This window comes from Methylorubrum extorquens, assembly GCF_024169925.1.
GTDB classification, from domain to species: Bacteria; Pseudomonadota; Alphaproteobacteria; order Rhizobiales; family Beijerinckiaceae; genus Methylobacterium; species Methylobacterium extorquens_A.
The window spans coordinates 4,402,195-4,421,819 of sequence record NZ_JALJXF010000001.1 but is presented as its reverse complement, the minus strand read 5'-3'; the positions used below and the strand labels follow the sequence as shown (position 1 = coordinate 4,421,819).

Here is a 19,625-nt window from a genome sequence, read left to right as displayed (position 1 = left end):
ACCTCAGAAGCTGGTCAGGCGCACGCCGCCGTAGACGGCGAGCCCCGGCCCGAGGAACCCCGTCGGATTCTCGTAGCGACGGTCGAACAGGTTATCGATGCGCCCGAACACGCTGACCGTCTCGCTGACATCGTAGTTGACCGCGAGGTTGACGAGGGTGAAGCCAGGGTTCTTCAGGCGTGGAACGGAGAAGTCCCGGTTGCCGTCGACGAAGGAACCGAGCACGATCACCGTGCCGCTGAAGCTCAGGCCCGGCGAAGGGTTCCAGAACGCCGTGGCGCTGCCCTTGTGTCGCGGTCGGCGCAGAAGCTCCTGGTTGGTGATCTCGTTCTTGGTGACCGTGTTGGTGTAATCGACGCGGCCCGACAGCGTCTCCGTGAACCGGACCGAGGCGAACGCCTCCGCACCGTAGGATACGGCCTTGCCGACGTTCTCGTTCGAGGTGAAGCTCGCGTTGGTGTTGATGAGGTTGGTGAAGTCGTTGCGGTAATAGGTGGCTCCGACCAGAACCCGGTCGCCGAGCGGCTGCTCGAAGCCCGCATCGTAGCCGAGGCTCTCCTCGGGCTTGAGGTTCGGGTTGGCGAAGAAGTTGAACGCCGGGAAGCTCTGGTAGAGTTGGCTCAGCGTCGGCGCCTTGAAGCCCGTCCCGACGCTGCCCTTCAGGCGCGTGTCCGTGAACGGCAAGATGTAACTCGGTGCGACCCGGAATGTGGTGGCCGGGCCGAACTGGTCGTTCTCGTCATGGCGGAGATTGGCGACGAGGAAGGCGCGGTTGAACGGCGTGAGCTGCACCTCGCCGTAACCCGCGGTGTTGCCGTTCCTCGCCCGCAAGGAGTCGGGAACGGAGCCCGGCGAGGTCGTGAACAGGCTCTCCTCGTCCCGCTGGGCGCCGAACAACACGATGTTGCCGGGTGAGAGCAGATAGTCGCCGCGATACTCAAAGCGTGTCCGTTCGCCCAAGCCCGTGGTCCCGTCGGGTGTCGCCAGCGGATCGAGAGGCCCCTGCTGCCGGTTGAACAGGTTCGAGTAGTTGATGGCGAGGATGTTGTGGAAGCCGGCGAACGGCGTCCACTCGGCCTCGTTGCGGGTGAAGATTTGCTGGACCGCCGCCTCGCTGCGGAAGGCCGCGGGTGCCGCCGGGAAGGTGCTGAAGTCGTCGCCGGTCAGCAGCAGCCGTGAGTTGATGAAGCGCGTGACCGAGTTGATGCGGAACGTGTCGGTGAACTGGTAGCCGAACTTCGCCGAGACGGTCTCGTTGTCGTAGAAGTTCGGATGGATCGGGCGCCCGAACGGCACGAGGTCGGGCGGCGTGACGGGGGTTGCGGCCGCCCGGAAATGGGCGACCGAGACCGAGTAGTCGAAGCCGTTCTCGGCACCGCTGATCCGACCCGACTGGTTGAAGGTCCCGAACGAGCCGCCCTCCAGGCGCAGCGACGCCCGCGCCGGCCCCTCGCCGCGCTTGGTCGTGAAGGAAATCACGCCGCCGATGGCGTCCGAGCCGTAGAGGCCGCTCTGGGGGCCGCGCAGCACCTCGATGCGCGCGAGGTCGTCCGTCAGGAGTTGGCCGAAGTCGAACGACCCGTTGCCGTTCGACGGGTCGGTCGCGTCGATGCCATCGATCAGCACCTTGGTGTGGTTGGAGTTGGCGCCTCGGATGAAGACGGAGGTCTGGCCGCCGGGACCACCCGTCTGAACGACGTTGAGGCCCGGCACCTGCTGGAGCGCGTCCGGCACGGTGCGGCGCTGCTGCTGTTCGAGTGTCCGCTCGGTCAGCACGGTCACGCTCGATCCCACCTGGGCGGTCGGTGTCGGCACGCCGGTCGCCGCGACCGAGATTTCGTCGAGGGTGGTCTCGACGCCGGCCGGGGCGGCAGCGAAGGGGGCGGCGGTTTGCTGGGCCGCGGCGGGAGCGCAGGCGAGGATGGGAAGGGCGCAGGACAAAGCCAGCGCTCCGCGAAGCGCGGATCGGCAGAGATGGGGCACGGCGACAGGGCCTCGGGCAACGGCAGTGGCACGTCACCGCGAACGAGGCCTCGGCGCTCGCGTCCCGATGGGATCACGCCGCTTCGACACCCGCCAGGACACCCCGCCCGACGCGTTTCGCGTGTGACCACGACTGACGGCAGGTCTCCTGGCTCGCGGGTCGCTGCCCTCTCACCGTCTTCCCGGGCGAGGCTGCCCAGTGACATGGTGGCGGAAGGCTCGCCGCTTACAGTTGCGGGGGCAGCCGCGGCATTGAGCTTTCGCCCTCACCGCGTTCCCTTTTGATCCCCGAGGGGAACCGTCAAGCGAGTGTTATTTCAGGGCCGCGCGTCGAGTCAATGAAATCGAAGCCCGGACTTCCTCCGTCTTCGTGCCGAACAGCATCCACCCGCTGAACGACGGCTTCGCGCCATTGGCGGACCTCTGCATCCGATCTCACGAAGGTCTGCTTACACAAGAAGAGTAGCCGCACGCATCGAAAGCTGCTGCCGCGGTGGATGGCGGCGCACACCACCCGGTCGCAGGAAGCGGTGCGAGACTCCTGGAGTTTGGCAACAGGCTTCGGGTGGGCAGCGGGGTTTAAGCGGCATCCACCGCCGCTCTCAAACCACCATCGATTGCTGGGCGAAGATGCCCGCCATCGCACCTTGCGATGATGCCTGGGTGACTGAGGGCATTCCGGGGGTGGCGAGGTCACCGGCGGCGTAGATGCCGGGCACGTTGGTTTCGCGGCGCTCGTCGACCTTGAGGGCGATGCCGCCGGGCGTGTCGACCGTGGCGAGGCCCAGTGTTTCATGCAGGCGTGCCGAGGGCTTGTTGCGAGGATGCGCGAACAGGATGTCGACCGGGACATGGAGGCCGGTGTCGACAATGACGCCGGCAGCATCGCCCCCGTGATTCACGACCTCGACGATCCGGCCATCCACGACAGGTACGTTGCGGCTCGCCAGACTGGCGCGGATGTCGGGCTTGATGTCGTGACCGTCGGCGAAGAGCGTCAACGTGTCGGTCCAATCGCGATACAGCTTGGCAAAGTTGTTCGACTGGGGCCCGGACCAGACAAGGCCCCAGTGCCGGCCCGCGACCTCGAAGCCGTCGCAATAGGGGCATGGCACGATGGACTTGCCCCAGCCTTCGGCAAAGCCCGGGACAGCGGGCATTTGATCGGCGACGCCATAGCTCAGGATCAGGCGGCGCGCCCCGAGGCTTTCGCCATCGCCGGTCAGGACGGAAAAATCGTCGATGGCTCCGGAAACGCTGTCGGCCCGCGCGCTGACCAGCCTGATCGTGGGGTAGCGCGCCAACTGCCGGCGCGCCTCGGCCAGGATGTCCGATGGTGGCTTGTGGTCGTGGCCGAGCAGGCCGTGCGAATGGCCAGCGAAGCGGTTACGCGGCAGGCCGGTGTCGAGAACGGTGACCTTGCGGCGGGCACGGCCGAGCTGCAGGGCGCCGGCGAGGCCGGCAAAGCTGCCGCCGATGATGATCACATCATCCATGGTGATGAGCTCCGCGTCGCGAATGGCGGGGGGGCCAAGTCTGGCGCGCGACCGCTTCGGCGGCCTTCCCCTTTGGCTTGCGTTCGCCGACTTTATAAGAATATAAATTTTGAACGCAATTTATTTTTCGAGAAGGGTTTGACATGGCGGAGCGAGATGCCGTTCAGGCCGCCGATTGGAAGGGTCAGGACGGGGGGCGCTGGGTCGCTTACCAAGCCCGGCTCGAAGCCATGCTGGCTCCGTTCGGTAAGGCCGCTCTCGAAGCCGCCGCGCCCGCGGCGGGCGAGCACGTGCTCGACGTCGGCTGCGGCGCTGGCGCATCGAGTTTCGCTCTGGCCGCCCGTGTCGGCGCGAAGGGGCACGTGCTGGGCGTGGACATATCCGAACCGCTGATCGGCAGAGCTCGCGCCCTCGCGCCAAGGGATATGCCGGCCATGTTCCAGCTGGCCGACGCCGGCAGCGTCGCGCTGCCCGAGGGCGCGTTCGACATCCTGTTCTCGCGGTTCGGGGTGATGTTCTTCGACGATCCGATAGGGACGTTCGAGCATCTGCGCCGCGCGCTCCGGCCGGGCGGCCGGGTCGCCTTCGTCTGTTGGCGCGGCGCGGCCGAGAACGATTGGGTGCGCCTCCCGATGAGCGCGATCAACGACATCGTCCCGCCGACTGCGCGGCCCGATCCCGAGGCACCTAGCCCTTTCGCGTTCGGCGACCGCGGGCGGGTGGAGCGCATCCTGTCGGCGGCCGGCTTCACCGATATCGATATCGCGCCCTTCGATGCTTCCGTCCCGTTCGGCGAGGGCGAGACGCGGGACGCGGCAATCGACGACGCGGTGGAGATGACGTTCGAGGTCGGCCCGCTGGCACGCGCACTCGCTGATCAGCCCGACGACATCCGCGCCCGCGCCTTGGCCGCGGTTCGTGCCGCCTTCGCGGGCCGCGCCAGCGAGCGGTCAGTGATGATGGACGCCGCCGCGTGGATCGTCACGGCGCGCAATCCGGCAAGCTGACTGGGGGGCACCAGGGAAGACGCCCCTCTCGATGGCTCGGCGTCAGCTATGGGAACGGGGTGGGCACGGTCAGTCCGTCGTTCACCCCGTTCGCGCTTGCCCTGCGCCAGGACCAGCGTTCCTCGGCAGGCATCGATCCCCTGCGTTGAGGTGGTCGGGCCGGACGCCTCGTACAGACGCACGTTCATCCGCACCTGAATCGGCTTGATCTGGAGTTTCCGAGCGCCTCAGTGGCACTGAGCTTCGTTTCGACCACGAACAAGAGGCGCCGCAGAGGCAATTCAAGTCCGAGGACGGGTGCCCGCCTGTCGAACGTGAGCCTGACCGTTGCGAGTATTCAGGACATCGGCGGAAGCTGCATTTCCTTACGAAGGGCCTTGTCGAAGGCGCCCGCCGGGACGAACCGGCGCAGGAGGCTGACCTGCCGCGCCTTCGGTCCCGCCGCGTAACGGCGCTTCGGCGCCTCCGCGGTCGCGGCCTTCAGGATGACCTTCGCCACGACCTCGGGCGCATCGGCGGTCTTCATGACCTCGCTCCAGAACTTGCCGCGCCCGGCCCGGTCCGCCTCGTAGATGGCCAGGGGCTTATCGGGCCGGACCAGGTTCTCGTCGAAGGCAGTCCGCGTGAAGGCGGGCTCGACGAGCACGACCCGGATGCCCTGGCCGCGAACCTCGTGGTCGAGCGACTCCGAGTAGCCCTCGACCGCGTGCTTGCTGGCGCCGTACAGCGCCATGTAGGGGGCCGGTATGAAGCCCTGCACCGAGCTGACGTTGACGATGCGACCGCCTCTCTGGGCGCGCATCAGGGGCAGAACCGCCTGGGTCGTCCGGATGACGCCGAACAGGTTCACGTCGAACATGGCCTGGGCTTGCGCGACTGAGGTCTCCTCGGCAGGGCCGCTGATACCGAAGCCGGCATTGTTCACCAGGAGATCGATGCGTCCGGTCTCGCCGAAGACCGTCTCGACCATGTCGGCGACGGATGCCTCGTCGGTGACGTCGCACACCAGCATCCTGGTCCCGCCGCCCCCATTCGGAGCGGGCTTCCGGCTCGTCCCGAACACACGATAGCCCGCGGCCTGCAAGGCCGTTGCGGTCGATAACCCGATGCCACCGGCTGCGCCGGTGACGATTGCGGTCTTGATGCTTCCCTGAGCCACGATGCCCTCCCGTTGTCGCGACAGGCCACCCGCCGCACGGCTTAATAAATTACGTGCATAATTTTAATTGGCAAGCCGCTGCGACGGTGTCGTGGCGGCTTGCCGCATCGGGAATGGAGAATGGCCCGTAGAGCCGCGTACCGGTTCGTGGTTCAGCCCCGTCGAGGTAGAAGCTCACCTCGCCGGGCGAAGGCGAGGCCGCACAGAAGCACCAGCAGCCCCAGCGCCGGAGCGGCCATCACGACCGGGTCACCGGCGCGAAGGTGACTGAAGACACCGCCGGCCATCAGCGCGGCCAGCAACAGCGCCCCGTAGGCGACGGAACCCCGGACCCAGAGCGAGCCCGCGCCGAGCAACTGGGCGATGCCGACCGCGTACATGAACCAGGACGGGTAGCCGAAGCGCCCGAAATTCGAGACCTCGAACTCGGACGCCGTGAGCTTCATCCCGGCCGCGACGACGAAGACCACCGTGAGCAGGAGTCGGAGCGCCCACTCGCCGAGGCGTCGCCCATTGGATGTGACAATCATCGGGGGCGTCTCCTCAAGACGGGACGGTCAGCGCCTGGCGACCGCAGCCGCGGCGGGCAAGGGCGTCACGGACGGGAGGTCGGTGGGATCGCGCGAGAACATGCGGCCCGTCGCGAAGGCCGCTGCGTTGACGAGGCCCATGACGACGAACCCGGCCGAGACGGCGAGGAAGGTGCCACCCGACCCGAACCCGAGCGCCGAGGCAGTCCAGGCTCCGCCCAGCGCCACCCCCATCCGGAGCAGGCTGGCAGCGAGCGGCCAGCCGACGCGACCCGCGCCCTGGGCTGCGAAGTAGAGGGCCAGCCCGAACCCGAAGAACCCGTAGAACGGGCCGACCACACGCAGATAGAGCGAGCCCGTGTCGAGCATCGCCGGGTCGTCCCCGAACAGGCCAAGCCAGGCGACCGGATGCAGGGCGGCCGCGATCCCGATGCATTCCGTCAGGACGCCGGCGGCGGCTGCGCCGGTCAGGGCTGCCCGACGGGCGCGGGCATGGTCCCCGGCTCCCAAGGCCGTACCGACGATGGCCGCGATGGGCGAGCCCAGACCGAAGACGAGGGGAACCAAGAGATATTCCAGCCGCGCACCGGTGCCGTACCCGGCCACGGCCGCCGGCCCGGCTGCCCCTACGAAGACAGTGGCGGCGATGACCGTGACGTTGGAGGTCACGCTGGCGATGCCCGAGAGCACCCCGATGCGGAGGATCTCCCGGGACGGGGCCCAGGTCAGTTTCGGCAAGCGCCGGCTCGGGCGCAACACGCCGCGGCCCGACCAGATGTAGGCGGCGAAGACCGCGGACCCCACGGCGTAGTAGGCCGCGAACGCCACGCCGCCGCCCGCGACCCCAAGCTCGGGGAACGGTCCCCAGCCGAAGATCAGCGCGGGCGAGAGCGGCACCAGCACGACGGCCCCGACGCAGGTGACGATGGCCGGGAGCGCCATGTTGCCGGTGCCGCGGATCACCGCCGACAGCGCGTTGAACAGCCAAATCAGGACTGCCCCGCCCAAAACGATGCTCGCGTAGGTGGTCGCGGCCCGGAGCGAGCCTCCGGCCCCACCCATCAGTGCGTAGAGAGTGGGCCCCAGGGGAAGGGCAACGACGCTCGTCGCGATGCCGAGCCCCAGGCCGAGCGCCGTCGCGTGCCAAGCCAGGATTCCCGCATCCGCCCGTCGGTCCGCACCCAGCGTGCGGGAGACCGCCGACTGGATGGCGCCCCCCATCCCGCCGGCGGAGAGCATCTGGACCAGCATCACCACCGGGAAGACGATGGCCATGCCGGCCAACGCGTCGGTCCCGAGCATCGACACGAAATACGTCTCGATCAGGCCGACGGAGGTCTGGACCGCCATCACCAGAATGTTGGGCGCGGCCATCCGGGCCAGGGTCGGCACGAGAGGCGCTTCCAGCAGGCGGCGCGTGCGTGTGTCCATGGCGGAACCCTCACGAAGTCATGGATTGCGAGCCCAGACGCCTGGAATCGGCGGGATCCCCGCCGAGCGCTCCGGCTCAGGCGGCCTCGACGGCGAGGGCGATGCCCTGGCCGCCGCCGATGCAGAGCGTGACCAGCCCGCGCCGGATGCCGTCCCGGCGCATGGAATGGAGCAGGCGGGTCGTCAGGACCGCGCCGGTCGCCCCGATCGGATGGCCGTGCGCGATGGCTCCGCCCTCGACGTTGACGATGTCCTCGGGCAGGCCAAGCTCCTTGGCCACGGCGAGCGGCACCACCGCGAAGGCCTCGTTGATCTCGACGCGCTCCAGGTCGCCGAGCGACCATCCGGCCCGTTCCAGCGCCTGGCGCACGGCCGGTATCGGACCAAGGCCGAACAGGCCCGGCTCGCAGGCGCCGACGCCGTACGCGACGAGGCGACCGAACGCGTCGAGGCCCTTGGTTTCCGCGAAGGCCCGTTCGGCCACGATCATCGCGGAAGCGCCCGAGTTCAGGCCCGGCGCGTTGCCGGCCGTGATGGTGCCGTCCTTCCGGAACGCCGGCTTCAGCCTCGCCAGCGTCTCGACGTTGGTCTCGGGACGGGGAGCCTCGTCGCGCGTGAAGATCTCTACGCCTCTGCGGCCCTTGATCTCGACTGGAACGATCTCCCCGTCGAAGGCGCCCGCGGACCGAGCCCTCTCGAACCGCTGCTGGGAGCGGGCCGCCCAGGCGTCCTGCGCCTCCCGGCCGATCTCCGAGTGGGCGGCCACGGCCTCGGTGTGCCAGCCGGAATGCTCGCCCGAGAAGGCATCGACGAGGCCGTCGGCGAGCATGCTGTCGAGGAGCTGGGCGTGGCCCATCCGATGACCCCAGCGCCCACTCCCCATCAGGTACGGCGCCCGGTCCATGTTCTCCATGCCGCCCGCGACCGCGACGTCGTGATGGCCGAGCCGGATCTCGTCGGCCGCCGTGGCGATGGCCTGGGCTCCCGAGCCGCAGACGCGGTTGACGGTCAGCGCCGGCACGGAAACGGGCACACCGCCGTTCACTGCGGCCTGTCGGGCCGGGTTCATGCGGTTGCCGGCCTGCACGACGTTGCCCATCGTCACGCTGCCGAGCCGGCTGGCGTCGAGGCCGGCGCGGCGCAGGGTCTCACGGACCGCGACCGCGCCGAGTTCGGTCGCTGCGACGTCCTTGAGGCTGCCGCCGTAACCGCCGATGGCGGTGCGGACAGGATGGCAAAGCACGATCTGGCGGGTCGACATCGGCGAAACTCGGGTCAGCAGGGGGGGCGGCGAAATTCCTGCGCGGTCAGCCGACGGCGGGATGCGTCCCGGCGGTAGGCAGATCGAACAGGAGGCAGGTCGTGCTTGCGGTCGCGACGAGGCGGCCGGACTCGTCGCTGAGGCGACCTTCGGCCACGGCTTGTTGCCGACCGGCGTGGATGACTTGCCCGACGGCCGTCAGAAGGCCGGACCGATCGGTGGCCGCGCGCAGGAAATTCAACTTGAACTCGAGCGTCGTGTAGCCGCGTCCGACCGGCAAGGTGGAGTGCACGGCACACCCCATGACGCTGTCGAGAAGCGTGGCAAGGGATCCGCCATGGACGGAGCCCAACGGATTGAAGAGGTACTCCGCGGCCGGCATGCGCATGGTGGCCGTGCCAGGATCGGCGGACACGAACTCGATACCGAGCAATTGGATCACGGGCGGTGGCGCGATCTCCCCCGCTAGGAGCGCGCGCAGGAAGTCGATCCCTGCCAGGGCTTGTCCCGCCGCGGCGATGGAACGAGGATCGGCCCACTCGACGACCCTGCGCCGCGAAGGTGCGTGCGTTTCAGGATGCGCTTCGCCCGTCATCGATGAACCTTCGTGGGGATCTGCCGGTCTTGGAGCCGCGGCTCCACGACCGAGGAGCGAGACCGTCGGCCCAAGGGCGAGCCATGTCGGCGGCCCGCTTCCGATGGGCTGCCGGAACCGAACTCTGGCTTTGAGACCGGGGCGAGCCTTCTTGGTGGCCGTCGGTCGCCGCGTTATTGGACGTTCACGGAGCGGAGATGGAAGCTCGGTGCGTCACCTCCGGCCTCGGGCGGCTTGGACATGAGCCCCAATTGGCCCTCGCAGACCCAGATCCTGTCGCCGGAAACCGCTACGCCGGTGGGGCCCGCGAACTGCCCGATCGGCTCGATCCTGGCACTGTTTCCGGAGACCGTGACACGGCTCAGGGCGCCGCTGCCCTCGACCATCAGGAACCCGTCCTTGAAGGCCCGCAGCCCGTCCGGGAACTTCAGCGGACGCGGCGTTTCGAGCTGCGTGACCTGACCGGCCGCGCCCTGCTTCACCTCGATGCGAAACAGCTCGCCGCCCATGAAGGTGTTGACGTAGAGGTTCCCGTCGGGGCCGAAGGCAATGCCGTCGAGCCCCTTGCTCAGGGCCGGGTCCTCGATGAAGACCTCGAACTCCGTGGCGCCGGGTTTGAGCCGCAGGATCTGGGGCGCGAACGTGTTGGTGACGTAGAGCGAGCCGTCGCCGTCGAGGGCGAAGTCGTTCGCGAGCGCCTTGGCGCCGGGCAGCCTGACACTCGTCTTCATGGCCCCCGTCGCGACATCGAAGGCCTTGACCCACGCGCCTTCCGTGCCGGTCGGCCCCTTCGCTCCGAGGGCCGTGGCGTCGTTCGAGGCGACCCAAAGCACGCCACGCTGGGGATCGGCGAGCAGGCCGAAGGTCGACCGGGTGCCATGGTCGCCCGGCTTCAGGAACTGCGACGTGACGGCCCCGTCCGCGGCGAGCTTGAGAACCCCGCCATCCGCGATGCTGCTCACAAAGATCGTGCCGTTCGCGTCCGACGTCACGCTCTCCGGGAAACGAGTGCTCTCCGGCAGCCGCACGCTCGTCGAACCGTCGGAGGCGAGGGCAGGAAAGCTCAAGGAGGCGACGGCGAGCGAAAGCCTCACTGCGCGCCTGAAATGCCCTCTGCGACGCGCCGAGCGACTTGGGTTCATCATCGTCAGCTCCTCTGAGGTGACCGAGACGGGCCATCGTCCCGTGACGGCCCGATCCACCTGGGAATCAGCATCAGTAAAAATTATGATATTAATCTATTTGACCGCGTTGAACCGGTCAACGCGGATTCCGCTTTGGTTGGGATGACCCGCTTCGAAAAGCGGGGTCCCGGAACGCTTCAGCCGGTGACGGTGGTGCGCGCCGCCTTGAGCAACTCGTCGGCCAACGCCTCGTCGTCGACGCCTCGCGCCAGCACTACCGCCCCGACCATGGTCGACAGCGCCACGAGGGAGCGCTGCCGACGACGCTCCTTGGAGCTCTTGGGCAGCCTGTCCGCGATGAGGCCGGCGAGCCCCTTGACCGCATGGGTGAACCGCGACCGTAAGGCGCTGCCGGCAGGCTCGCGCCCCACGTCGTTCACCAGGGCCGCGACGGGGCAGCCTTTCCCGGGTGTCCGGACGTGTCCGAGGGAGAGGTAGTTCTCGATGAAGGTGTCGAGGTTCGCCCGGTATTCGTTGCCGATCGCCGCGTCGAACGCCTCGGCCGCAAGGGCTTCCTTGTTGGCGAACTGGCCGTAGAAGCCGCCATGGGTCAGGCCGGCGGCCGCCATGATGTCCACGACGCCGATCCCGTGCAGGCCACGCTCCCGGAACAGGGCGGACGCGACCTCGACGACACGCTCTCGGTTGAGCTTGGCTTGCTCCTGCGAGACCCTGGGCATCCTACCGTCCTTCGCCGTTGAAGATGATCATATAGATGCAATGAGTCATGTATTGAAGTGGCGATGGGTGTTGAGCTTCCCCGGAGCGCTCCAATGCTGTGAAGAAAGCTGATCGACCGGCCTACGCGAGGTGAGCGGAAGCGCAGGCCGGTCGACGCATCGCACGCTCGACGGACGAACGCGCGATCTCGGGATGCCCCGAAGACGGGGCATCGAAGGGGGCGGCCCGTATCAGGGTTTGGCGGGCATCGGCACCGAGCCTGCGCGAGAGGCAGCCTCGTCCCTGCGCGGTTCCCGCACGACGCGGAACCAGAGGGCGTAAAGCGCGGGCAGGAACAGCAGGGTCAGCAGCGTGCCGACGCCGACGCCGCCGATCAGCACGTAGGCGAGCGCTCCCCAGAACACCGAGTGGGTGAGCGGGATGAAGGCCAGCATCGCGGCCGCCGCCGTCAGGATGACGGGGCGCGCCCGCCGCACGGTCGATTCGACGATGGCGTCGTAGTCCGACAGCCCCGCGGCCTGATCGTGGTGGATCTGGTCCACGAGGATCAGGGTGTTGCGCATCAGGATGCCCGACAGCGCGATCAGGCCGAGGATCGCGTTGAAGCCGAAGGGTTGCCCGAAGATCAGCAGCGTCGGCGCGGCCCCCACCAGCCCGAGCGGGGCGGTCGCGAACACCATGAACATGGCGGAGAACGACCGGACCTGGATCATGATGACCGTCAGCGTGACGAACAGCATGACCGGGAATACGGCTGCCAGCGACAGTTGCGCCTTCACGCTCTCCTCGACCGAGCCGGCCGTGTCGATGCGATACCCCGGCGGCAGCTTGGCCTTGATCGGGTCGAGCAGTGGGAAGACCTGGGCGTGAATGTCCGGCGGCTGCTTGCCGTCGAGCACGTCGCCCTGCACGCGGATGTAGGTCTCGCGGTTGTAGCGCTTGAGCACTGCGTCCTCGTAGCGGCTTTCCAGCCGGGCAACCTGCGAGACCGGCACCTGGCGCCCGTCCTTCGTCGCAAGCGTCAGGTCGCCGATGTCGCCGAGTGAGCGCCGCTCGGGTCCGGGGCTGCGCAGGAGTACGTCGACCGAGCGCAGGTTCTCGCGCACCTGGGTGGCGGGCGTGCCGTTGAGGTAGTTCTGCAACTGCTGGCCGGCCTCCTTGGGGGTCAGGCCGATCAGGCGCAGGCGCTCCTGGTCGAGGGCGAGGCGCAGGCTCGGAGTCTTGTCGCCCCAATCGAGGTGGACCATCCGCATGTTCGGGTTGGAGGCCATCGCCTCGGACACCTCGGCGGCGATGCCGCGGATCACATCGAGGTCGGGTCCGACCACCCGGAAGGCGACGGGGAAGCGCACCGGCGGCCCGAACACGATCTGCAGTACCCGCACCCGCGCCTCGGGGAAGCGGCCCGCGTCGACGAGCCCGCGCACCTTGACCCGCAGGGCGTCGCGGGCCGCCGCGTCGGCGGTCTGCACCACGATCTGCGCGAAGGCGGGATCGGGCAGTTCGGGGTCGAACGAGAGCACGAAGCGCGGCATGCCCTGCCCGATGTAGCTCGTGATCTCCCTGGCCTCGGGAAGCTCGCGTACGGCCGCCTCGACCCGCTTGACGCTGGCTTCCGTCGTGGCGAAGGCCGAGCCCGCCGGAAGGGTGACCTCGACGATGAGTTCGGGGCGCTCGGAGTTCGGGAAGAACTGCTGCTCGACCTTGCCCATGGCGACCACCGCACCCGCGAACAGCGCCACGGTGATGCCGGCGGCCCACCATTTATGGTCGACCGACATCCGCACGATCCGGCGCAGGCGCTCGTAGTTCTTCGTGGCGTAGATCGCGTCGTGGCCGCCCTCGACTCGTCTGATGTTGGGCAGGAGCTTGACGCCGAGATAGGGCGTGAAGGTCACCGCCACGATCCACGAGATGATGAGCGAGAACGAGACCACCCAGAAGATGTTGCCGGCATACTCGCCCGCCGTCGAGGCGGCGAAGCCCACGGGCAGGAAGCCGGCGATGGTGACCAGCGTGCCGGTGAGCATCGGCGCGGCGGTCGAGCTCCAGGCATAGGTCGCCGCCTCGATGCGGTCGTAGCCCTCCTCCATGCGCACCACCATCATCTCGATGGCGATGATGGCGTCGTCGACGAGGAGGCCGAGCGAGATGATGAGGGCGCCGAGCGTGATGCGGTCGAAGTCGCGGCCGGTGAGCATCATCACGACGAACACCGCCGAGAGCGTCAGCGGCACGGCCAGCGCCACAACGATGCCGACCCGGAAGCCCAGCGCCACCAGGGACACGAGGATCACCACGCCGAGCGCGGTGAAGAACTTCACCATGAACTCATGGATGGCGTCGTCGATGACCTTCGCTTGGTCGGTGATCTTGGTGAAGGTGATGCCGACGGGTGTCTCGTGGTGGATGGCGACTTCCTCGGCGTTCAGGGCCTGGCCGAGGGTCAAGCCGTTGAAGCCGGGCTTCATTACGAGGCCGAGCATCAGCGCCGGCTCGCCGTCGTTGCGGATCTCGAAGGTCCTGGGGTCCTCGTAGCCGCGCTTGACCTCGGCGATATCGCCGAGCTTGAGGCTGCGGTCGCCCGCCGCCACCGGCAGGTTGCGGACCGCCTCGATCCCATCGATGGCCCCGTCGAGCCGCAGGTAGACGCGCGGGCCCTCGGCCTCGACGAAGCCCGCGGGCGTCACGTCGTTCTGGTTGGCCAGCGCGGCCAGGACCTGCTGGCCGTTGATGCCCAGCGTCGCGAGGCGCTGGTAGGAAATCTCGACGAAGATCTTCTGGGCCTGCTCGCCGAGAATGTTGATCTTCTCGACGCCCGGCACCCGCAGCAGGCGCTGGCGCAGGTCCTCTGCGCGCAGCACGAGCTGGCGGTGCGGCAGGCCCTTGGCCTGCACGGCGTAGAGGGCGAAGTAGATGTCCGAGAACTCGTCGTTGAACAGCGGGCCCATCACGCCGCGGGGTAGGCTGGCGGCTTGGTCGGAAAGCTTCTTGCGGGTCTGGTAGAACTCCGATTGCAGCTTGGCCGGAGGCATGTTGTCCTTGAAGATGACCTTGGTCACCATCAGGCCCGGGCGCACCGTAGTCTCGGCCCGGTCGTAGTAGACGAGTTCCTGCAGTCGCTTCTCCAGCGGGTCGGCGACCTGGCGCTGCATCTCCTCCGCCGTGGCTCCGGGCCAAGCGGCCGAGACCGTCATGACCTTGACGGTGAAGGCCGGGTCCTCTGCGCGTCCAAGCTTCTCGAAGGCGAAGAAGCCCGCGCCTGTGAGAGCGATCAAAAGAAATAAGGTGACGGCCCGCTCGCGGACGGCGAGCGCCGAGAGGTTGAAGCCGCTCATCGCACCACCCCGGTCATGCTGGCGGGCGCAGGGCGCACCTTCTGGTCGGCCTTCAGGAGGTGGGCTCCGAGGGCCACGATCCGGTCACCCGGATTGAGGCCGGTCGCGAGTTCGGCACGCTCCTCGCCCATGCGGGCGACCTGCACGGCCTGCGGCTTCACCGTCTGACTTTCGGCATCGTAGCGCCAGACCGAGGTGCCGCGTCCCTGGTTGAAGAGGGCGGTGAGGGGCACCTCGACCGTCGCGGCACGGGCGGCTTCGCGGGACTTGAGCTGCAGGGTCACGGTAGCGCCGAGCGGCGCGTCCTCGCCGCCCCCCGACAGGATGTAGCGCGCCCGGTAGGTGCGCGTGGCCGGATCGGCGATGGCGGAGAGCTCGCGCAGGCGGGCCTGATAGGTTGCCTCGCCCTCGGCATAGAGCGTCGCCGAAGCCTCGCCCTTGGCCAGACGCCGGCTCGCCTCGGGCAGGAAAATCTCCGCCTCGCGCGACCCGTCACGCGCCAGCTTGACCACGGTCTGGCCGGCGGCGACCACCTCGCCCGGATAGGAGGGCACCTCCATGACCACGCCGTCGGCATCGGCCTTGAGCTCGGCGTAAGCCGCTTGGTTCTCGATCTGGCTGGCCTGGGCCTCGGCGTTGGCGAACTGGGCGATGGCGGAATCGGCCGCGCCCTTGTTCTGGTCGTAGGTCTGCTTGGAGGTCCAGCCGTCCGAGACGAGCTTGCGGCTACGCTCCTCGTCCGCCTTGGCCTTGATCATCTGCGCGCGTGCCGCCTCGACGGAGGCACGCGCCGCGTTGAGCGCGAGGGTGAAGTCGGTGCGGTCGAGACGCATCAGCGGCTGCCCGAGATGCACCCGGTCCCCCGGATCGACGAGACGCTCGAAGATCTTGCCCCCGACGCGGAAGCCGAGGTTGCTCTCGGTTCGAGCCCGGATCACGCCGGTGTAGCGCGAGACCCCGCCGACCGCCGGAGCGACCTCGGCGACTTGGACCAGGGGCGGCTCCGGCGTCACGGCCGTCTCGGCCGGCGAGCAGGCCGCAAGGGCCAAACCGGTCAGGCCGATCATCCATCTCGCATCCATAGCCGGTTCCCCATGACCAACTGAGTGTTTGAAATTAAGCCCATCATCTATTACGGCCGTCATCTATCGTCAATGGCTTTCGCGCCCGCCGGTCTACGGCTTCGGAAAAAGTCGAGGTCCGATGCTCGGACGGGGAGCCGGCGAGGTCCGGACCGACGAGACGTCCAGGAAATTCAGGGTGTTGCGAATGTCAGTGCCACTGTCCCGACCGTCGCGACGCGCGGTCGTCATGTCTTCCCTGGCGGGGGGGCGCGTCTGGCCTGCTTGCCGAGGGTGGGCCCGCCAAAGGCTCGCAACCCACGGAAGGGCGTATAGAAGGCCCAGGCGAGCCGCCGGCAGGCCGTAAGGTCACGGTCGAGCGACGGAGCGGGATCTGCCTGATCGGCCTCAACAGGCCCCACGTTCACAACCGGGTCGATCCCGAGGCGTTCGGCGCCATGGCACGGGCTTACGCCGCGTACGATGCCGATGACGACCTTCGCGCCGCCGTGTTGTTCGGGCACGGCGAGAACTTCACGCGTGGCATCGACGTCGATGCCTTCGCCGAGGTGTTGAGGACGGGCAAGGCGCGCGCGCCCGATGCCGACGGGATCGACCCGTTGGGACGGCGCGCCCTCCTGAGCAAGCCGCTCGTCGTGGTCGTGCATGGCGACACTTGGAACATGGGCCACGAACTCTTCCTCGTGGCCGACATCCGCATCGCATCGGCCGAGACACGCTTCGCCCAGGACGAGAACACCCACGGACGCTTTCCAGGGGGAGGCGCAACGGTGCGGTTTCCGCGCGAGGCCGGCTGGAGCAACGCGATGCGATACATGCTGACCGGCGACCACTGGGGAGCCGAGGAGGCGCGGCGCATGGGGCTGGTGCAGGAGATCGCCCCGAACCCTCGCTCCGCCCTGGAACGGGGGCTGGACATAGCCGCTCGGATCGCCCGCTGCGGCCCGCTGGGCATCAAGGCCACCCTGGGGTCGGCCCGCGTCGCGGTCGGCCAGTCGGAAGGCGTGGCGTTCTCCAACCTCGCCGAGCAATACCGGGCGCTCTACGCCACCGAGGATTTCCTCGAAGGCCGCAAGGCCGAGGCCGAGGGGCGGGAGCCGGTCTATCGCGGCCGATGAGCGCCTCCGCGCGACTGGGCGTAGCGGCATCGGGTGCATCGCCAAAGATGTGACGAGCCCGACCGGTTGCGCACACGGGGACGCAGCAATATAGATTTATATCAAAATATATTTTCAGGGCGATCAGCGCTGGGAAGCCCGTTTCGCAAAATCCTGGCATCCCGGCCATCAGTTCGCCCCAGGCCGACGATCCGTACTCCATGAAGCTCGAAGATCATCCTACCGTGAGGCGTCTGCCCGCGGCGGGACTGGCAGACGGCACACCGCCCACACACAAGCCTCGACGACGGCGCGCTACTCGCGCGGCGCGGTCGGAAAATCACGCAAGGTGGCGACGCTACGCATCGCTCACCGAAGCGTGAAGAACGGGGCCTGAACAGGCCATAACAAACGCGGTGGCAAACGTGACAAGCGCGAGGTCAGCGGTGGAGCGTTAAAAATGCTGACGCTTCAGCTCGTTAGTTGGAGCGGGCGATCGGGATCGAACCGACGACATTCAGCTTGGGAAGCTGACGTTCTACCACTGAACTACGCCCGCATCCGGCCGCTCACGGAGCAATGAGGCGCTCTTGAGCCGGAGGGTGGTTCCGAGCACGGGGCTTCGGACGCACCCCATTTTCATAAGCGATGGCGGACGCCTGTCCACCCCTAAAATGCGTCGCCGCCGCGCCGCCGGGTCCGGTTGCCGATGCTGCGGCCGGCGATCAGCCAGTAGACCAGACCCGAGACGGCGCCCGTCACGAGGAGGATCGCGGCCAGCCGCGCTTCCGCGGCCGACGCCACCGATCCGGCGGCCGGGGGCGGGCCGCTGCGGGCGAGCCAGGGCAGAAGCGCCGTGAGGCCGCCCGACGCGCCGCCGTACCAGAATGGGGAGCGCAGCCCGAGCGTCTCGCCGACGAGCGCGGCCAGCGTCGGCGGCAGGCTCAGCAGGAGGCTGAGCGCTTGGGCGAAGAGGATCACGGCCATCACCGCCATATCCGGCGGAACGCCTTGCGCGAGATCCGACAGGCCGGCGAGGAGACCGACAAGGCCGAGTTCGCCCAATGCCTCACGGAAGCCCGGATCGAGCAACACCCCGGAGCCGAGTGTCAGGGCGCCGGCCGGGATGGCCACGATCAAGGCGAAGGCAGCCAGAAGGAGGCGTCCGAGCCACGCCATCGGGGATCGGGTCTCCCTGTCGCTCCGTCGGGGCGACGGCGGCTGGGCGATCGATAGTCCGACGGAGCCGGATCGAGCAACCGACCTCACGCCGCCCTGCCCGGGGCTCGTTCGGGCCCTCTCGGAGAAGCCGACGGCGCGTTCGGCCTCATCGCGTCCGCCCGCCGCACGCGATACCGCATCGGACCGAAGGGATCGGCCGGGTGCCGGAGGATCGCTCAGCAATCGAGCGTGGTGTCGCGCTCCCATTGCGTCAGGTGGCGGCAGTAATCGTCCCATTCCGAGCGCTTGAGCTTGAGGTAGCTCGGCACGAAGGCACCGAGCGCCTCGTTGAGGACGGGGCTCGCTTCGAGGGCGCGGAGCGCATCGAGCAGGTTGAGCGGCAGGCGCTTGACGCCCTCCACGGTGTGGCCATCGGTGTACATGTTGATGTCGAGGCGCTGCCCCGGATCGCGCCCCTGGCGAATGCCGTCGAGGCCGGCGGCGAGGAGGCCCGCCTGGAGCAGGTAGGGGTTGGCTGCCCCATCCGCGAGGCGGAACTCGAAGCGCCCGCCGTCGGGGATGCGGATCATGTGGGTGCGGTTGTTGCCCGTGTAGGTCACGGTGTTGGGCGCCCAGGTTGCGCCGGAGGTGGTGCGCGGCGCGTTGATACGCTTGTAGGAGTTCACGCAAGGGTTGGTGAGCGCGGCGAGCGCATCCGCCGAGTGGATCAGGCCGCCGATGAAGTGGTAGCCGAGCTTCGACAGGCCGATCTCGTCCGAGCGGTCGGAAAAGACGTTCTGGCCGTCGCGCCAGAGCGAGACGTGGGCGTGGCAGCCCGAGCCCGTCAGGTCCATGAAGGGCTTGGGCATGAAGGTCGCGCGGAAGCCGTGCTTCTCGGCGATCGAGCGGGTCATGTACTTGAAGAAGGCGTGCCGGTCGGCGGTGATCAGCGCGTCATCGTAGTCCCAGTTCATCTCGAACTGGCCGTTCGCGTCCTCGTGGTCGTTCTGGTAGGGCTTCCAGCCGAGCGCCAGCATCGCGTCGCAGATCTCGGTGATCACCTCGTAGCGGCGCATCAGGGCGGATTGGTCGTAACAGGGCTTGGTCTGCCGGTCGGCGGTGTCGGCGGGCTCCGAGCCGCAGGGCGTGATCAGGAAGAACTCGCACTCGACACCGCTCTTCATCTGAAGCCCCTCGCGGGCCGCTTCCTTGATCAGGCGCTTGAGGATGTTGCGCGGCCCCTGCTCGACGGCCTTGCCGTCCATGACGAGGTCGGCGGGCAGCCAGCCGACTTCCGGCTTCCAGGGAAGCTGGATCAGCCCCTCGGGGTCGGGCATGGCCAGCAGGTCGGCATCCGCCGGGCTCATGTCGAGCCAGGTGGCGAAGCCGGCAAACCCCGCGCCGTTGCGGCAGGTGCTGGCGATCGCGGCGGCCGGCACCAGCTTGGCGCGCTGGGTGCCGAACAGGTCGGTGTAGGAGATGAGGAAGTACTTGATGCCGCGTTCCCGGGCGGCGGCTTCGAGTTCGTGCGTCATTGCAAGAATCCTCCCGGCTTGGTGGTTCGGCCCCATCGTCACAAAAGAAAAAGGGCCGCCCTCGAAGCCTCGGGAGCGGCCCACG

At 68.1% G+C, this 19,625-nt stretch carries 15 protein-coding genes, 1 tRNA gene and 1 riboswitch; of the genes, 2 read left to right on the top strand and 14 right to left on the bottom strand.

Annotated features, from left to right (window positions below; genetic code table 11):
* Positions 1–3 precede the first annotated feature (3 nt).
* Entirely contained in the window at positions 4–1,983 is a 1,980-nt protein-coding gene (locus J2W78_RS20615; RefSeq protein WP_253373462.1) for a TonB-dependent receptor plug domain-containing protein, read from the bottom strand.
* A 121-nt stretch (positions 1,984–2,104) separates the two neighbouring features.
* A riboswitch (cobalamin riboswitch) is annotated at positions 2,105–2,301 on the bottom strand.
* Between the two features lie 284 nt (positions 2,302–2,585).
* Positions 2,586–3,479, bottom strand: coding sequence for an NAD(P)/FAD-dependent oxidoreductase (locus J2W78_RS20610; protein WP_253373461.1), 894 nt, complete (start codon positions 3,477–3,479; stop codon positions 2,586–2,588).
* A 143-nt stretch (positions 3,480–3,622) separates the two neighbouring features.
* Between J2W78_RS20610 and J2W78_RS20605 the strand changes: the two genes are divergently transcribed.
* Complete coding sequence (locus tag J2W78_RS20605) at positions 3,623–4,486, top strand: class I SAM-dependent methyltransferase (RefSeq protein ID WP_253373460.1); 864 nt, start codon at positions 3,623–3,625, stop codon at positions 4,484–4,486.
* Positions 4,487–4,823: 337 nt separating this feature from the next.
* Here the strand turns inward: J2W78_RS20605 and J2W78_RS20600 are convergent, their stop codons facing one another.
* The 9 genes from J2W78_RS20600 to J2W78_RS20560 form a co-directional block, all read right to left on the bottom strand.
* Entirely contained in the window at positions 4,824–5,645 is an 822-nt protein-coding gene (locus tag J2W78_RS20600; protein WP_253373459.1) for an oxidoreductase, read from the bottom strand.
* A gap of 152 nt (positions 5,646–5,797) precedes the next feature.
* Positions 5,798–6,175, bottom strand: coding sequence for a DoxX family protein (locus tag J2W78_RS20595; RefSeq protein ID WP_253373458.1), 378 nt, complete (start codon positions 6,173–6,175; stop codon positions 5,798–5,800).
* 27 nt (positions 6,176–6,202) lie between these two features.
* Positions 6,203–7,606: an MATE family efflux transporter gene (locus J2W78_RS20590; RefSeq protein ID WP_253373457.1), complete on the bottom strand. Its 1,404-nt coding sequence runs from the start codon at positions 7,604–7,606 to the stop codon at positions 6,203–6,205.
* A gap of 76 nt (positions 7,607–7,682) precedes the next feature.
* On the bottom strand, positions 7,683–8,867 hold the full coding sequence (locus J2W78_RS20585; RefSeq protein WP_253373456.1) for a thiolase family protein: 1,185 nt from the start codon (positions 8,865–8,867) through the stop codon (positions 7,683–7,685).
* Between the two features lie 46 nt (positions 8,868–8,913).
* Complete coding sequence (locus J2W78_RS20580; protein ID WP_253373455.1) at positions 8,914–9,462, bottom strand: PaaI family thioesterase; 549 nt, start codon at positions 9,460–9,462, stop codon at positions 8,914–8,916.
* A gap of 173 nt (positions 9,463–9,635) precedes the next feature.
* Positions 9,636–10,454 (bottom strand): Vgb family protein, encoded by an 819-nt coding sequence (locus J2W78_RS20575; RefSeq protein WP_253373454.1) that lies wholly within the window; start codon positions 10,452–10,454, stop codon positions 9,636–9,638.
* 329 nt (positions 10,455–10,783) lie between these two features.
* Positions 10,784–11,326: a TetR/AcrR family transcriptional regulator gene (locus tag J2W78_RS20570; protein WP_253373453.1), complete on the bottom strand. Its 543-nt coding sequence runs from the start codon at positions 11,324–11,326 to the stop codon at positions 10,784–10,786.
* 231 nt (positions 11,327–11,557) lie between these two features.
* Positions 11,558–14,665 (bottom strand): efflux RND transporter permease subunit, encoded by a 3,108-nt coding sequence (locus tag J2W78_RS20565; protein WP_253373452.1) that lies wholly within the window; start codon positions 14,663–14,665, stop codon positions 11,558–11,560.
* Complete coding sequence (locus tag J2W78_RS20560; RefSeq protein ID WP_253373451.1) at positions 14,662–15,747, bottom strand: efflux RND transporter periplasmic adaptor subunit; 1,086 nt, start codon at positions 15,745–15,747, stop codon at positions 14,662–14,664. The genes J2W78_RS20565 and J2W78_RS20560 overlap by 4 nt, the downstream gene beginning before the upstream one ends.
* Positions 15,748–16,058: 311 nt before the next feature.
* On the opposite strand from J2W78_RS20560, the gene J2W78_RS20555 reads away from it, so the two are divergent.
* The gene (locus J2W78_RS20555) at positions 16,059–16,865 is read left to right on the top strand and encodes a crotonase/enoyl-CoA hydratase family protein (RefSeq protein ID WP_253374103.1); all 807 of its coding nucleotides are present in this window, start codon (positions 16,059–16,061) and stop codon (positions 16,863–16,865) included.
* 463 nt (positions 16,866–17,328) lie between these two features.
* Here the strand turns inward: J2W78_RS20555 and J2W78_RS20550 are convergent.
* The 3 genes from J2W78_RS20550 to glnT all read right to left on the bottom strand — a co-directional run bounded on the left by J2W78_RS20550 (position 17,329) and on the right by glnT (position 19,540).
* Positions 17,329–17,403, bottom strand: a tRNA-Gly gene (locus J2W78_RS20550).
* A gap of 110 nt (positions 17,404–17,513) precedes the next feature.
* Entirely contained in the window at positions 17,514–18,023 is a 510-nt protein-coding gene (locus J2W78_RS20545) for a hypothetical protein (RefSeq protein ID WP_253373450.1), read from the bottom strand.
* Positions 18,024–18,241: 218 nt separating this feature from the next.
* Complete coding sequence (gene glnT, locus J2W78_RS20540; protein WP_253373449.1) at positions 18,242–19,540, bottom strand: type III glutamate--ammonia ligase; 1,299 nt, start codon at positions 19,538–19,540, stop codon at positions 18,242–18,244.
* Positions 19,541–19,625: the final 85 nt, after the last annotated feature.